This is a genomic window from Sphingobacterium sp. UGAL515B_05 (assembly GCF_033097525.1).
In the GTDB taxonomy this organism is placed as follows: Bacteria; Bacteroidota; Bacteroidia; order Sphingobacteriales; family Sphingobacteriaceae; genus Sphingobacterium.
The window spans coordinates 2,364,130-2,378,591 of sequence record NZ_CP109907.1 but is presented as its reverse complement, the minus strand read 5'-3'; the positions used below and the strand labels follow the sequence as shown (position 1 = coordinate 2,378,591).

Annotated in this window: 12 protein-coding genes; 6 read left to right on the top strand and 6 right to left on the bottom strand. The window is 40.6% G+C overall.

Annotated features, from left to right (window positions below; translation table 11 throughout):
* Positions 1-27 precede the first annotated feature (27 nt).
* Positions 28-183, bottom strand: a complete 156-nt coding sequence (locus tag OK025_RS09640; protein ID WP_317669284.1) for a hypothetical protein — start codon at positions 181-183, stop codon at positions 28-30.
* Between the two features lie 79 nt (positions 184-262).
* Here OK025_RS09640 and OK025_RS09635 point away from each other — a divergent pair, with 79 nt between their 5' ends.
* The gene (locus OK025_RS09635; RefSeq protein WP_317669283.1) at positions 263-421 is read left to right on the top strand and encodes a hypothetical protein; all 159 of its coding nucleotides are present in this window, start codon (positions 263-265) and stop codon (positions 419-421) included.
* 111 nt (positions 422-532) lie between these two features.
* On the opposite strand, the gene OK025_RS09630 is transcribed toward OK025_RS09635, so the two are convergent.
* The 3 genes from OK025_RS09630 to OK025_RS09620 form a co-directional block, all read right to left on the bottom strand.
* Positions 533-1,216 (bottom strand): TIGR02117 family protein, encoded by a 684-nt coding sequence (locus OK025_RS09630; protein WP_201667106.1) that lies wholly within the window; start codon positions 1,214-1,216, stop codon positions 533-535.
* Between the two features lie 99 nt (positions 1,217-1,315).
* Complete coding sequence (locus OK025_RS09625; RefSeq protein ID WP_120335075.1) at positions 1,316-2,227, bottom strand: sugar phosphate nucleotidyltransferase; 912 nt, start codon at positions 2,225-2,227, stop codon at positions 1,316-1,318.
* 134 nt (positions 2,228-2,361) lie between these two features.
* Positions 2,362-3,903: a helicase HerA-like domain-containing protein gene (locus OK025_RS09620; RefSeq protein WP_317669282.1), complete on the bottom strand. Its 1,542-nt coding sequence runs from the start codon at positions 3,901-3,903 to the stop codon at positions 2,362-2,364.
* A 192-nt stretch (positions 3,904-4,095) separates the two neighbouring features.
* On the opposite strand from OK025_RS09620, the gene OK025_RS09615 reads away from it, so the two are divergent.
* From OK025_RS09615 to OK025_RS09595, 5 genes are all read left to right on the top strand, one after another.
* Complete coding sequence (locus OK025_RS09615) at positions 4,096-4,407, top strand: hypothetical protein (RefSeq protein WP_317669281.1); 312 nt, start codon at positions 4,096-4,098, stop codon at positions 4,405-4,407.
* A gap of 240 nt (positions 4,408-4,647) precedes the next feature.
* Positions 4,648-6,192, top strand: a complete 1,545-nt coding sequence (locus OK025_RS09610) for a SulP family inorganic anion transporter (protein WP_317669280.1) — start codon at positions 4,648-4,650, stop codon at positions 6,190-6,192.
* Between the two features lie 209 nt (positions 6,193-6,401).
* Entirely contained in the window at positions 6,402-7,049 is a 648-nt protein-coding gene (locus OK025_RS09605) for a carbonic anhydrase (protein ID WP_317669279.1), read from the top strand.
* Between the two features lie 178 nt (positions 7,050-7,227).
* Entirely contained in the window at positions 7,228-8,898 is a 1,671-nt protein-coding gene (locus tag OK025_RS09600; RefSeq protein ID WP_317669278.1) for a glutamine--tRNA ligase/YqeY domain fusion protein, read from the top strand.
* 459 nt (positions 8,899-9,357) lie between these two features.
* Complete coding sequence (locus tag OK025_RS09595) at positions 9,358-10,023, top strand: OmpW/AlkL family protein (RefSeq protein WP_317669277.1); 666 nt, start codon at positions 9,358-9,360, stop codon at positions 10,021-10,023.
* A gap of 148 nt (positions 10,024-10,171) precedes the next feature.
* On the opposite strand, the gene OK025_RS09590 is transcribed toward OK025_RS09595, so the two are convergent.
* Positions 10,172-13,201, bottom strand: a complete 3,030-nt coding sequence (locus OK025_RS09590; RefSeq protein WP_317669276.1) for a DUF2723 domain-containing protein — start codon at positions 13,199-13,201, stop codon at positions 10,172-10,174.
* Positions 13,202-13,448: 247 nt separating this feature from the next.
* Positions 13,449-14,405 carry a methylenetetrahydrofolate reductase [NAD(P)H] gene (gene metF, locus OK025_RS09585; RefSeq protein WP_088163184.1) on the bottom strand — a complete coding sequence of 319 codons (957 nt, stop codon included), beginning with the start codon at positions 14,403-14,405 and terminating at the stop codon, positions 13,449-13,451.
* Positions 14,406-14,462: the final 57 nt, after the last annotated feature.

The window sequence follows — 14,462 nt, the reverse complement described above, 5'->3', positions numbered from 1 at the left end:
AAGAATGGATAATTTTTTGGAATTTGATTAGAACAATGTCGATGTTGCGAAGGTTGGAATAGATTCATCATCAGAAGGGTTATCTTTTCCTGTAGCTCGGATCACCTTGGTATTGAAGTTGGAAACTGTTAGTATTTCAAGTTCGAGATAGTGCTGTAATTCATTTGTTGGTTGTTGTTGCATAATATTTTTTCACAAACATCATTTCTTTATCGTTTCTGTACACCTTTTTTTCATGAACATGTTGATTTTGTTATATGAAATGCTCTTGTGGATCAATATTCGATTTTATGATTCAAGCGTCTGCAATGGATTACCTAAAGGTCTGAATAATCAACCTCAAGGTGATGCAGGTCAAGCTCAAGGTGGAAACCAAGGTGGTGATGATGTAACTGACGTAGATTACGAAGAAGTGAAGTAATCACTCCTCCTCATAAAAAAAGCTCCGGGATTAATCCTGGAGCTTTTTTTATGTCTATCATTTTCACGATCTCACTTCACATTCAGCGCGATCCTGCTGATGGATTTCTAGCTACTTCTTATTCTTATAGTGACTTAATATCCCTTTGTCCAATGTCGCCCATATACCTGCTGGCATAGCCGCCTTCTTTAAGGCATTATTTGTCCAGGTATTGCAAGAATAAAACATGCTATAGGCTCCCTTTGCTTCATAAAAAGCGTCTGAGTCACCATACTGTGCATCTGTTTTCACCAAAATAGTTTCCGCTTGATTTCGATCCAACGAATCTTCTATATATTTTATCAGATCCCGGTATTGGGATCTACTGATCTGATAAGCAAAACATAACTCATCCTGCTGAACCGTATTGTAATAGGTCACATGAATGGCAGACTCCCCCAATCCAAAGGCAGCAACAAAGGCCGTCGATGCTTTTAAATCCTTCCATTCTGGTGTATCCAAATAGAATCCTTTATCACCCCAACCGATACCCACATACCGATATCCGCTATGTTTCCCAACTGTATTCCCATAAGGAAATAGTTGCGACCAATCTATCTCTTCGTTAACGACAGGCAATACAATATCGGTATGAATACCATTGGACTGAACAAAAACCTGAATCGTCTTCTCTTCGTCTATATTCTTCTTTGGAGCCGAAATTCTTGACAGGCTGTATTCAGCAACAATATAGAGCACACAAAAAGACAACAATCCTAAAATAATATAACCAAACACCTTAAGAATTTTTTTCATCTAAGATCTATTTCTGCTCAATTAATCTAGCGCACAGGTCAAAAAAAAACCTGTATTGCTTGACAATACAGGTGAAAGATAAGCTATTTCTTTTAGCTCTTAAAATAACTTTTCAGGATATATTCCATCAGCTACTAATTTCGAAATCGATTCTTGTACGATAGGTTTATCTTCTTTATAAGTTACGCCAAACCATTTCGAAGAAGTTGGGATCACTTTAAAATCAGCCAACTTATGTTTCACCATATAATCCGGTACAGAAGGAATAAAAAATTCTGCTTTTAAATTCTCCTTATTTTCCTCAACAAATGCAGGAAACATCGCCTGGGCCACTTCGAAAATCTTTGGTGTAAAACCCCAAAAATTCATCGAAACGCGGGTTTTTGGATCTAGGTCTGTTTCAACACCATTTTCTTCATAAACGATTTTGCGATCGTCACCTTCACCTTTGTAATATATATTTGTACGTTCAGTTACACTTTCCATGTGTCCAGAAGGGGTAACCTCACATACTCCGCGTGAAACATAACCATAATCAGACATGGTATTTCCAACCTGGAAGCCCATCAATGACATTTGCTCATCAGAAACTTCGGTTGTTAAGAATTGGGCCATTTTTTGAAAAGAATCCGAGCCATAGAAATCGTCTGCATTGATTACACAAAAAGGTTCATGCACTTTATCCTTAGCGCTCATCACCGCATGGGCAGTACCCCAAGGTTTAGTTCTTTCAATAACGTGGTTAACACCGAATTTCGTTAGGTCAAAATCTTGAAAAGCGTAATCTACTTCTATTTTACCTTTCAATTTTTCATCAAATACCGATTTCATCTTTTCCAGAAATTCTTCCCGGATAATGAACACAACTTTTCCGAATCCTGCGCGAATGGCATCGTAAATTGAATAGTCAATAATTGTCTCGCCGTGTGGGCCAAAACCGTCTACTTGTTTTAAAGAACCATACCGGCTAGCCATACCTGCTGCCAAAATCAAAAGGGTTGGTTTACTCATATTTAAATTGCGTTAATAGAATTTTCTTTTCGTCCGCAAACTTAGCTAAATTTGCCCTTAAAAGCAAATTTAGCTAAGTTCAGCTCCACCTTCAAAGGTATAGTATTGAAACGAAAAGAATCAAAAAATTAGTATTATTTCTTTTTTAAGAATGCGTTTAATAATCCCGTCGCTAGTTTGCCCAAAAACTTAACTCCTTCCCGTGCGAGAGTCGTTGTCGCAGTTCGTTGTGCAGCCTCCAAAGGCGTCTGTCTCCGGGAAGAAGGCCGACTTGCCTTCTCTGCTTCTTTTTCCTGCGCCTCACGTTGTTGCTCCTGCTCCGCAGCCTGCATTCTTTCATCTATGATTTCAGCCGCAGAACGATTTTCCTGTCGCTCCTGGTACTTAGCTTTCAAATCAGACTGATTGATAATCTGGCTGATTGTTGCATCAGCTGCAGGCCCCATAACGGCACGTGCCGGCACCAAATGCGTAGCAACAACCTCTGTCGGAATACCTTTGTCATTCAATACGGTAATCAATGCCTGTCCCGTCCCCAAAGCGGTCAAAACCTGATCAATTTCATAAAAATCAGATTTTGGATAGGTTTTAACTGTCTTCTTTAAGTTTTCAGCATCGTTGGGTGTAAAGGCACGCAATGCATGCTGCACCCGATTTCCCAATTGCGCCAATACAGACTCCGGCACATCGGTTGGAGACTGTGTACAAAAGAAAACACCTATCCCCTTCGAACGGATAAGACGAATAATCTGATCCACCTGTGTCAAAAAGGCTTTAGGAGCTCCGTTGAACAGCAGATGGGCTTCATCAAAGAAAAAGACCAGCTTCGGTTTATCCAGGTCGCCCACTTCGGGCATATTTTTAAACAATTGTGCCAATAAACTCAATAAGAATGTAGAATACAGTATGGGCTGATCTTGCACATCGGAAATATTCAACAGGCTAATCACGCCTTTCCCATCCACTTTTTGAAACAAATCGTTGATATCAAACTCTTTCTCGCCAAAGATATGAGCCAAACCTTGCTGCTCCAAAGCGACGATTTTACGCAGAATAGTTCCCGAGCTTGCGGAACTAATCTTACCATAATCGCTTTTGATTTCTTCGCTACCAGGTCCTTCTGAAAGGTAGCTTAGTAGTTTTTTGGTATCTGAAAAATCGATCAATGGCATTTGATGATCTTGCGCATATTTAAACATTGCGGCCAATACCCCTGTTTGTGTTTCATTGAGCTCCAGGATCCGGCCCAGCAAGACCGGTCCGAAATCTTCTACGGTAATCCGCATAGGAATCCCCTTATTGCCAGAAAGTGAATACAGTTCAACGGGAAATGACGACGGCTCAAACGGCACGCCCACGGCGTTTCCCCGATCAATAAGGGCTTGATTGGTGACACCTGGTTCTGCTAAGCCTGATAAATCGCCCTTGACATCCAGCATAAATACAGGTACAGAGGCATCCGACAACTGTTCGGCAATCAATTGTAGCGTCCGCGTTTTACCGGTTCCGGTAGCCCCGGCAATAAGTCCGTGGCGGTTCATCATTTTCAAGGCTAAATTCACTTTTGCCTCTGCCAAAATTTCACCATTGAGCATTCCCGCCCCCAGATAGATAAATGCTCCCTTGGGATTATAGGAGGCCTGGACCTTCTCAATAAATTGTTCTTTATTTGCCATACGAAAGGCTTAATATTTATAAATCAAAAAAAATTGAAAACTTTTCAAAAAATAATCTCTTCGTCACAATTTCGTGCCAAATTTTATTTTTAGTGCACTATTAATTTGAATTTAACATAGAATTGCTATTTTTACGATGTAAAACAGTAAGATTAAAGGTAATAAAAAATGTTAAATAAGCGGTTTAGATTTGTGGCAGCATTCTTTTGTGCTATCATCTTTTTCACAAAGATGGCCATCTCTATTTCGCCTATTTTTTCCAACAGCTTAGATCAAAGCACCATCTTACAGGTCGTTTTACAACTGGAAATCGAAAACAATAACGGTGCAAGTAACGATACACTTGAGACCGCCTCAAAATTTTTCAATACAAAAACAGAAGAACCTATTGTATTTGAAACTATAATCGTTGAGAACCAAGGAAAACAGAAGAATTATCTTAAAAATGAGAAAAGCATTTTAGCTTTCCATCCTACGGTTCCAACACCGCCTCCTAACTGTTAATAAGGGCATCCCTTGGGGATGTACTTCCATCGACCCGCATGCAAAAGATAAAGCATGTGCGGTATCCTTGATTTTTCTGAAGTAATCGATCTGCTTTAGTTCGGTTGAATCTTATCGTTGAGCTTTCTCAGCAAGACACTTTGTCAATGCTCTTGAAGGTCATAGGATATAACGATACAAAGCTATAGCTCACTAAAGGTTACCTGATGAAAACTTTATTTATAGATAAACACAAATTTTATGTTTGGAACTCGTACGTCGGCTTTTCTGAAACTATCGAAAAGAGACTTAAAATATGACTTCCCTGCTAGTGTTGTGGTGTTTTTGGTGGCACTTCCATTATGTTTGGGAATTGCAATGGCCTCTGGTGCGCCATTGTTTGCAGGATTATTGACTGGTGTAATTGGTGGAATCGTTGTCGCTTCAATCAGTAAATCACCACTCAGTGTAAGTGGGCCAGCTGCTGGCCTAACAGTAATTGTCTTAGGTGCTATTCAGAGCCTAGGCGCATATGAAACCTTTCTACTTGCCGTCGTGATCGCAGGTGTAGTGCAGGTCATTCTTGGTATATTAAAAGCCGGGATGATCGGCAATTATTTCCCTTCAGCGGTCATTGTAGGTATGCTTGCCGCGATCGGCATCACAATTATCATGAAACAGATTCCTTTGGCATTGGGTTTAGTCGAAACACATGCCTTCGAAATGGACAATGGACATGGTATTGGCGCCTATTTTGATACGATCGCCTCTGCGATCAACTTCGGTGCATTGATCATCTGTGCACTATCATTGGCAATCCTCATCTTCTGGCCATCTATTCCAAAGCTTAATAAGGTTCCGGCCCCATTGGTTGTCGTGATTCTGGGTGTAAGCTTAGCTTATTTTTTCAACGGATCAGCGCTCCAATTGCATGATAAACAATTTGTTTTGGTCCCTATTGTAGGTTCTTTTGCTGAATTCACCGGATTATTTACCCTACCGGACTTCACACAGATTGTCAACAAAGACGTGTGGATAGCTGCATTTACGATTGCAATTATTGCAAGTCTAGAAACCTTATTGAGTATCGAGGCGGTTGATAAAATAGACCCTTACAAAAGAAATACGCCAACCAACCGTGAACTCGTTGCACAAGGAATTGGTAACATGACCAGCGGACTTCTAGGCGGTCTACCCTTAACATCCGTTATCGTACGCTCATCAGCAAACGTCAATGCAGGTGGAAAAACGAGACAGTCTGCTATCATGCATGGTATGTGGCTATTGGTCGCTATGCTCGCTATCCCAACAATGCTGAATATGATTCCTTTGGCCTGTTTAGCGGCTATCCTTCTCCATACAGGATATAAATTGGCTAAACCAAGTCTATTCACCTCGATGTACAAAAAAGGCTTGGATCAATTTATCCCATTTTTTGTCACCATTGTAGCGATCGTGTTTACTGATCTCCTTATGGGTGTAGGAATAGGTATTGTCGTGGCGACATTCTATATTTTGAGAGCAAATATGAAAAATGCTTTCAAATATAATATTGAAAAAGACAATGAAGAAGATAAGGCTGTCATTACATTAGCGGAGGAAGTATCCTTTTTGAACAAGGTTCCGATCCAACAGAAATTATACAGCTTACCAAAATCTATCAGTAAGATCCGCATCGATGGAACATTCAGTAAATTTATAGACAAGGATGTCATCGAAGTCATAAAAGATTTTGAGCAGAATGCGAGAAGTAAGGGAAAAGACATCGAGCTTTTGCAGGTTGTCTATAAAAAACCCTCCCCATAAGGGAAAGGTTTTCCACGTATCGCGTCAGCCATTACCTTCCATCGTTCTACCAGCAATCCTTGGTTGAAACAAGAGGAAGGATGATTGAACATCAAGAACAGATTTTCAATAAAAAATAAGTTGTTTGAAGTAAACAATGAATTTAGACATTTGTATTATTACAATAAAATAGAAACAATGCCTTTGGGCAAGAGTGAAATAAGAAGAATATGGAAAATAAAGATTTAAAAATAGGATTTGACAATATCATAAAGGGAAATAAAGAGTGGATGGAATTCGTAAAGAATGACGCTTCGGGACGCTTCCAACAACTTGCTAAAGGTCAAAATCCGGAAATTCTTTGGATCGGTTGTGCAGATAGCCGTGTACCCGCAAATGAATTGACAGGTACAAAGCCGGGGGAAGTTTTCGTTCACCGTAATATTGCCAACATGGTCATTCACTCGGATATGAGTATGCTTTCCGTATTAGACTATGCCGTGAATGTGCTGAAAGTAAAACATGTGATTATCGCTGGTCACTATGGCTGCGGTGGTGTTGCGGCTTCTTTAAGCCGCAAGCAGTATGGTATTATCGACAACTGGTTGGGCCATATCAAGGATGTTTATCGTTTACACAGCGAAGAGATCGATGCGATCCAGGAACATGATAAAAAAGTAGATCGTTTAATCGAGCTCAACGTACAAGAACAGGTTTTCAATCTTTGTGCGACGTCGATTATCCAAAACGCATGGAAAGAGCGTAATGATCTTGCAGTACATGGAATGATTATCAATATCGGCACGGGAGAATTGATCGATCAACACTGTACCTTTACCAATAATGATGAGCTAGGTGAAGTCTTCGCTTATAAATAGAGTAGTAATAAAAATCGGTAAAAAGGGACGAAATTTCGTCCCTTTTTTGTTTCATATCCCAGCGTTATTAAGTCTCTCCATTCCAACAGATACAGCTGGCCTATTCAACCACTCACGCTAAGCCGAATATCTACGATCGCCTAGCTAATATTTCACGGCGAATAATTAACTTTGTATTATGAGTGAAGAAAAATCATTAAATTTTATCGAGGAAATTGTCGAAGAGGATCTTCGTACAGGGAAGCATGGCGGACGTGTATTGACACGTTTTCCTCCTGAGCCAAATGGTTACCTCCACATTGGTCACGCCAAATCCATCTGCTTGAATTTTGGATTAGCACAGCAGTATAATGGCAAGACTAATCTACGTTTTGATGACACTAACCCTGTCACTGAGGACACTGAGTATGTTGAAAGTATCAAGAAAGATATTCAATGGCTTGGATTCCAGTGGGCAGCGGAATTATATACTTCAGATTATTTCGAGACACTATATAGTTATGCCGTTGATCTAATTAAAAAAGGTCTAGCGTATGTCGACGACAGCACTGCTGAAGAAATTGCAGCAGCAAAAGGTACCCCAACAGAACCGGGTGTTCCAACGCCCTATCGCGATAGGTCTATTGAGGAAAATCTAACCTTATTCGCGGCTATGCGTGCCGGTAAATACCAAGATGGTGAAAAAGTGCTACGCGCAAAGATTGATTTAGCTAGCCCGAATATGCATTTGCGTGACCCTTTGTTATACCGCATCAAACATGCACATCACCACAGAACAGGGAATCAATGGTGTATCTACCCAATGTATGATTTTGCGCATGGACAATCAGATTCCATTGAGAAAATTACACATTCGATCTGTACGCTGGAATTTATTCCACACCGTCCACTTTATGATTGGTGTATTGATAAATTGGAGATTTTCCCTTCCAAACAATACGAATTTGCACGTTTGAATATGACTTATACCGTCATGAGTAAACGTAAATTGCTGCAGTTGGTCAATGAGAAGTTTGTTGAAAGCTGGGACGACCCGCGTATGCCTACGATCTCAGGATTGCGCAGAAGAGGGTATACACCTGCGAGTATCCGCAACTTCTGTGAAAAAATCGGTGTTCAAAAACGTGAAAACATGATCGATGTCAGTCTTTTGGAATTTTGTATCCGTGAGGATCTCAACAAAACGGCATGGCGCAGAATGGCTGTTCTTGATCCGATCAAATTGGTGATCACAAACTATCCTGATGGTCAGGTAGAGGATCTTGTTGGCGAGAACAATCCAGAAGTCGAAGGTGGTGAAGGTTCACGCTCCATTCCATTTTCAAAGGAGCTCTGGATAGAGCGCGATGATTTTATGGAAGATGCACCAAAAAAATTCTTCCGTTTAGGCCCTGGACTTTCTGTACGTTTAAAACATGCTTACATCGTCACCTGTCATGATTTTGTGAAAGATGAAAATGGCCATGTAACGGAAGTTCATTGTACGTATGTTCCAAACTCAAAATCAGGAGAAGACACTTCGGGATTAAAAGTAAAAGGAACAATCCACTGGATCTCGGTTCCACATGCAAAAGAAGCCGAAGTGAGATTGTACGACAGATTGTTCAATGAGGAAAATCCTGCTGCTGCCGAAGATTTTAAAGCATCGATCAATCCTGAAAGCCTACATATTATTGAACGTGCTTACATTGAACCGGATCTTGCAAATGCAACCCCGGGGAAAGGATATCAGTTTATACGATTAGGGTATTTTACCTTAGATACACATTCAACTCCAGCTCATTTAGTCTTTAACCGTACGGTTACATTAAAAGACTCTTGGGGTAAGGAAGTAAAGAAAAACGCGTAAAACCGTAACCCATAAAAAGAAGAGGTTGGAAGTGATTCCAACCTCTTCTTTTTATCGTGTATTCTTATCCCCTAAATTCTCCAACATGCCGGATTTATATCCCCATTAATCTGGCTAAACTACACTTCAATCAACCTCTTGAAACATCAGCGCTCATCGCATATAGCTTCGCAAAGGCCCCATTGCTACTCGAAAATGACCACCTTTTATCAGGTTAGCCCGTTCTCAATCCAGATAACTTCTTGAAAACTGCCTGCCCGTTTACTTTCTTCGAACTGAAAAACTACAAGAGAAGATTTATGCTTTCCCGTACTTCTCTTTTTTTACAGCAGTAATTTATAAAGGTACATCATCTGCAATAAGAAAAACATCGTATCATTCATTTTTCAACCTGATTATCGTCACTCTTTTGCCGTGATTTTAGCAATAGTTTTACAGCAAACAAATACCCTTAATGATATGAAAAAGCTACTTTTAATTGCACTAACACTCACCCTAGGTGCACTAAGTTTACAGGCACAAACAATCCCTAATCAACGCTGGCAAATGAGACTCAGAGGTGTGACAGTCATGCCAAACGAATCGGCCAATATTAATACCATAGGCGGAGACGTCGACATCAATACGAAATTTATCCCCGAACTGGACTTCACCTATTTCTTCACAAAAAACATTGCGGCGGAATTGATCCTTGGGACTACAAAACATAAAGTCAATACAACAGGTTCAAATTTAACTGCCATTGGTGGTAGTTCATCCAGCAATGTCGATCTTGGCAGTGTATGGCTCCTTCCACCCACACTGACAGCTCAGTATCATTTCTTCCCCGATGGTGCCATTAAACCTTATGTAGGTGCGGGAATAAATTATACCATATTCTATAGCGCCAACGCGGGACAAACGGTAAAAAATGTAAAATACGATAATGCTTTCGGTTTTGCGACTCAGCTGGGAATTGATTTTAAGCTATCTGAAAAATATTTCGTGAATTTGGATGCGAAGTATATTCTTTTAAAAACAGATGTCAATGTTGATGCATCAAACCTCGCTCCCAACTTATCCATACCGGCAAAAGTTGACATCAATCCCTTCCTGCTCGGCTTTGGAGTCGGCATGAAATTCTAATCATTTGGCTCATTCCCTATCCTATATGTATCGAGGCCTCTTCCAATATTTTAGAAGAGGCCTCATCTGGTTTTTTTTTACCTCAAGCACAGCAGTCAATTTGCGGTTTAGGCAGACCGCGTAAATTTGGTTCAGTCTGTCAACAGCATTATTCTACTCCGTACCAATTTTGATATTGCTGTCTCAAGCGCTCAACACGTGCCAATCGCTTGGTATCTTTTGCTTCCAATAAAATAGCCTTGTACCGGTCTACAGAATCCAAACCGGTCTGAATATCATTCCACTCGAAGCTCAGGTTTTTCTTATCCGTCACCAACTGATGTAGATACTCCATATTTTCAGTCACATAATCAAGGTTTCGGTCCATCATCCTGTTGGCTAACTGAGGTTGTCCCGAACGATATAGACTGTCGATAATATCGGCATAATTGATGGCATCCGACATCGCATATACACGATCGGGTAATTGATCGTATGCTTTTTTTGCTACTTCCCCAGCTTGTTTGACCTGACCATTGGCCAAGAGCATCCGGGCGGCTTTTCCAAATATATCACGGGCGTACATACTTGTAAAGCGAAACGAATCGGTATCTAAATACTGTGCATTTTTAACATTGCCCCACTGATACGTATGCATAATATTGTTATATAATGCTTCCATGTTAACTAACCCGGCCTGCACATTTCGTTTTCCTGTCGACTGATCTGTAGCAGCGACAGGCATCAATCGGGAAGTAAAGCCCTCATTGACCAGGTATTTATCCAGGCCCAGTTTAATGTCACTTGGCAGCATGTTCGAAAAATATATCGGTCTGTCCCAATGGTTATTTTCAAGCACCGATAACAGGGTTAAATCCGCCCTGGTCAGATGATCATTCGGAATTTCCCATTCCATTGCAGAAACAATAGCACCCTGAAAATAAGCCGGAACCGCATTTTTCTTAACCACCTCCTCTTTATCAACGCGCAATTGGACCTTCTTGGAAGGAAAATAGTTTTCCATATCACCTGAATTCAGCTGAACTTTATACTCCGGATCATCCGATGTGACAAACTGTAATAATTGCTGTATATCCACCGCATTGTCAAGCTGTCTATCCACAAAAGGGATATAATCACGAACGCCTTTTTTCGTCTTTTCAGCTGGGATCGTCACGGGAAGACCTGCCGCTTGATACGTCGGCTGCTTGGCCTGCTGCATATACCAATCGCCAGTCAGATAACTTAATACCACAACCCGAACATCCGGACGTACTCCTTCCACTTCTTGCAAATACCATACAGGAAATGTATCATGATCTCCATAGGTAAATAGAATAGCATTTGGAGCGCAGGATTCTAAATAATTACGTGCCATATCCCTTGCCAGCGACTTTTCAGAACGATTATGATCATCCCAATTTTGATGGGCCAAAATAATGGGACCGCCCAATAAAGCGAAAGAAATACCTGTGGCCAACGCATACCGTGTTTGTACAAAACGATTGAGAAACCGAACAAATGCTATTGCGCCCAGTCCGATCCAGATCGCAAACGCATAAAAAGATCCTACGTAAGCATAATCTCGTTCCCGAGGTTGCATAGGAGTTTGGTTGAGATAAACAACGATCGCTATGCCCGTAAACACAAACAGTAAGGTCAAGACCACGGTATAAGGTTTATTGTTTCGATACAACCAGATTGCACCGGCTATTCCCAGTAGCAATGGAAGGAAAAAATAGGTATTCCGGCTCGGGTCATGCTCCTGCGATTTGGATATTTTATCTTGCCCTCCCAAACGCCAATTATCCAATGGTTTAATCCCCGACAACCAGTTGCCGTCACTATAGGTTCCATACCCTTGCCTGTCATTCTGTCTACCGACAAAATTCCACAAGAAATATCGGGTATACATATCGCCCAATTGAAAATTAAAAAAGAACTTAAAATTATCCGAGAACTGTGGTTGCTGCCCCTCCTTCAAATTGAGGTAACTCCTATAATAAGCCTGATGGGCTCCATCTTGACTATATATGCGGGGAAAGAAAGTTTCCTTATCAAACGTATACTTATCTACCTGATTAAAAGGAATATAACCAGACTCATCTTTGCGATAAGCGGTTTTACGCTCTACACCAACGACTTGTGAATCATAGTTGGGTCCTTTGAATAAAGGTTCGCGGGCATATTGCTCCCGGCCCAGATAACCCAAAAAAGAAAACACATTGTCCGGCGCATTATTGTTTAACGAGGGATTCGCTTTTCCACGGATCAAAACCATGGTATAGGAACTATACCCAAATAGAATAAAACAAAAGACCAGCAACCCGGTATGCAGTGTGTATTGCCGCTTTTTATAAGAATAATATAGGCCATAAATGAGAAAGCTCCCCAACAGCAAACACAAAAACAAGATGCCTGAGCCAAAACCCAAACCTAGTGAGTTTACAAATAAAAGGTCCACTTTCGCTGCTAAACCGACCAACCATTGAATAATTCCCCACAATACGGCTCCCAAGATCAACATTCCTAACAAGAAAGCTTTTATTGTACCTTTCGCACTGATCTGTCCTGCTCTCCTGAAATAGACAACCATCGCTATAGCCGGAATTGCCAACAGATTTAATAAGTGCACTCCGATCGAAAGGCCCATAACAAAAGCAATAAAAACCAGCCAACGATCGCTACCTGCTTCATCTGCACGGACTTCCCACTTTAAAATTGCCCAAAAAACAATTGCTGTACACAATGAAGACATCGCATATACCTCAGATTCAACCGCCGAATACCAGAATGAATCACTAAAACAGAAAGCCATTGCACCAACTAAACCCGCAGCAAAAATTTGGAAATAATTCGATAATTGAACGTTCTCTTGCCTGTTGAGTATCTTTTTGGCTATTGCTGTTATCGTCCAGAATAAAAATGTAACAGTAAGCCCACTGCAGATTGCGGATCCAATATTCATCCAATAGGCGATTTTACCTGCATTACCCAAAGCCAGGTTGGAAAATATATTCTGAATAAGAAGAAATAATGGTGCTCCCGGCTGGTGTGCCACTTCCAGCTTGTAGGCACAGGCAATAAATTCACCACAATCCCACCAGCTTACCGTCTTTTCAACGGTGGCGATATAGACACATGTAGCAATTAGTCCGCAAGCAAAGCCGAGTAGAGAATTTAATCTAGTGTACGTCATAAGGTCAATTTGGTCTATTGTTAAAATCCTTTTTAGCACTTTAAGTTAAAAAGTTATCCTGATTCTAATAAGTTAATTAACACTATTTAACACAAGTATCTGACTATAAACAGGCTATTAAACACTGAAAATAGCGATCGACTAAACCACACAATCGAAATTCTGAACATATTTTAGGCTTTCACAACGAATGCTAGGATAAAAAAAAGGAAGCTTATCGGCTCCCTTTTCGTATTACTTTTATGAGTTAGGCTAGTTTTTCAACAATCTTCTTTGTTGGACCAGGATTACTCATCGTATAGAAATGTAAAACCGGAGCGCCAAATTTAATCAGCTCCTGACATTGTTGCACCAACCACTCTTCACCTACTTGTCTGACGTCGGCATTCGTTTTACATGCTGAAACAGCATCACTCAGTTCCTCTGGAATATCTAAATGGAATATCCTTGGTAGTGTAACCAACTGTTTTTTCGTTGTCAGTGGTTTTAATCCCGGAATAATAGGCACATGGATTCCATTGTCCCTACATTTTGTTACAAACTCCTTGTATTTTTCAACATTAAAGAACATCTGAGTCACAATAAACTCTGCTCCCATATCGACTTTTTGTTTCAGATATTTAAAATCAGTATTGAAATTTGGCGATTCAAAATGCTTTTCGGGATAGCCCGCTACTCCGATGCAAAAATCAGTCTTTTCCGATGTGATAATGTCTTCATGCAGATACTTTCCTTTATTCATATCCGTTACCTGTTCAAGTAGGTCTGTTGCAAAAGCATGTCCACCATCGGTCGGTATAAAATCGGCGTCGCCCTTACGTGCATCTCCCCTCAATACCAACACGTTATCTATCCCCAGGAAGTTCAAATCGATCAATGCATTTTCAGTTTCCTCTTTTGTAAAACCACCACATATCAAATGGGGCACCGCATCTACTTTATATTTATTCATGATTGCAGCACATATCGCCACTGTCCCAGGACGTTTACGATAGGAAACGCGTTCCAGTAATCCACTCGCATGCTCTTTATAGATATAATCTTCCCGATGGTAGGTTACGTCGATAAAAGGAGGTTTAAACTCCATCAGTTCATCCATGGTTTTAAAAATACTTTGGATGCCCTGCCCTTTCGCCGGTGGCAATAGCTCAAAAGAAAACAATGTTTTTCCTTTGGCATTCTGGATATGATCGATAATCTTCATTAAAAAACTGTTTTTAGTTTGGTTGGCTTACATCGAAACGCACAAGTCGAGGGATCG

Bases quoted from the DNA above. Each gene is read 5' to 3' on its own strand.
- OK025_RS09605 (WP_317669279.1), top strand. From the start codon at position 6,402: ATGGAAAATAAAGATTTAAAAATAGGATTTGACAATATCATAAAGGGA.
- metF (WP_088163184.1), bottom strand. From the start codon at position 14,405: ATGAAGATTATCGATCATATCCAGAATGCCAAAGGAAAAACATTGTTT.
- OK025_RS09625 (WP_120335075.1), bottom strand. From the start codon at position 2,227: ATGAGTAAACCAACCCTTTTGATTTTGGCAGCAGGTATGGCTAGCCGG.
- OK025_RS09610 (WP_317669280.1), top strand. From the start codon at position 4,648: ATGTTTGGAACTCGTACGTCGGCTTTTCTGAAACTATCGAAAAGAGAC.
- OK025_RS09600 (WP_317669278.1), top strand. From the start codon at position 7,228: ATGAGTGAAGAAAAATCATTAAATTTTATCGAGGAAATTGTCGAAGAG.
- OK025_RS09590 (WP_317669276.1), bottom strand. From the start codon at position 13,201: ATGACGTACACTAGATTAAATTCTCTACTCGGCTTTGCTTGCGGACTA.
- OK025_RS09595 (WP_317669277.1), top strand. From the start codon at position 9,358: ATGAAAAAGCTACTTTTAATTGCACTAACACTCACCCTAGGTGCACTA.
- OK025_RS09620 (WP_317669282.1), bottom strand. From the start codon at position 3,903: ATGGCAAATAAAGAACAATTTATTGAGAAGGTCCAGGCCTCCTATAAT.
- OK025_RS09640 (WP_317669284.1), bottom strand. From the start codon at position 183: ATGCAACAACAACCAACAAATGAATTACAGCACTATCTCGAACTTGAA.
- OK025_RS09635 (WP_317669283.1), top strand. From the start codon at position 263: ATGCTCTTGTGGATCAATATTCGATTTTATGATTCAAGCGTCTGCAAT.
- OK025_RS09630 (WP_201667106.1), bottom strand. From the start codon at position 1,216: ATGAAAAAAATTCTTAAGGTGTTTGGTTATATTATTTTAGGATTGTTG.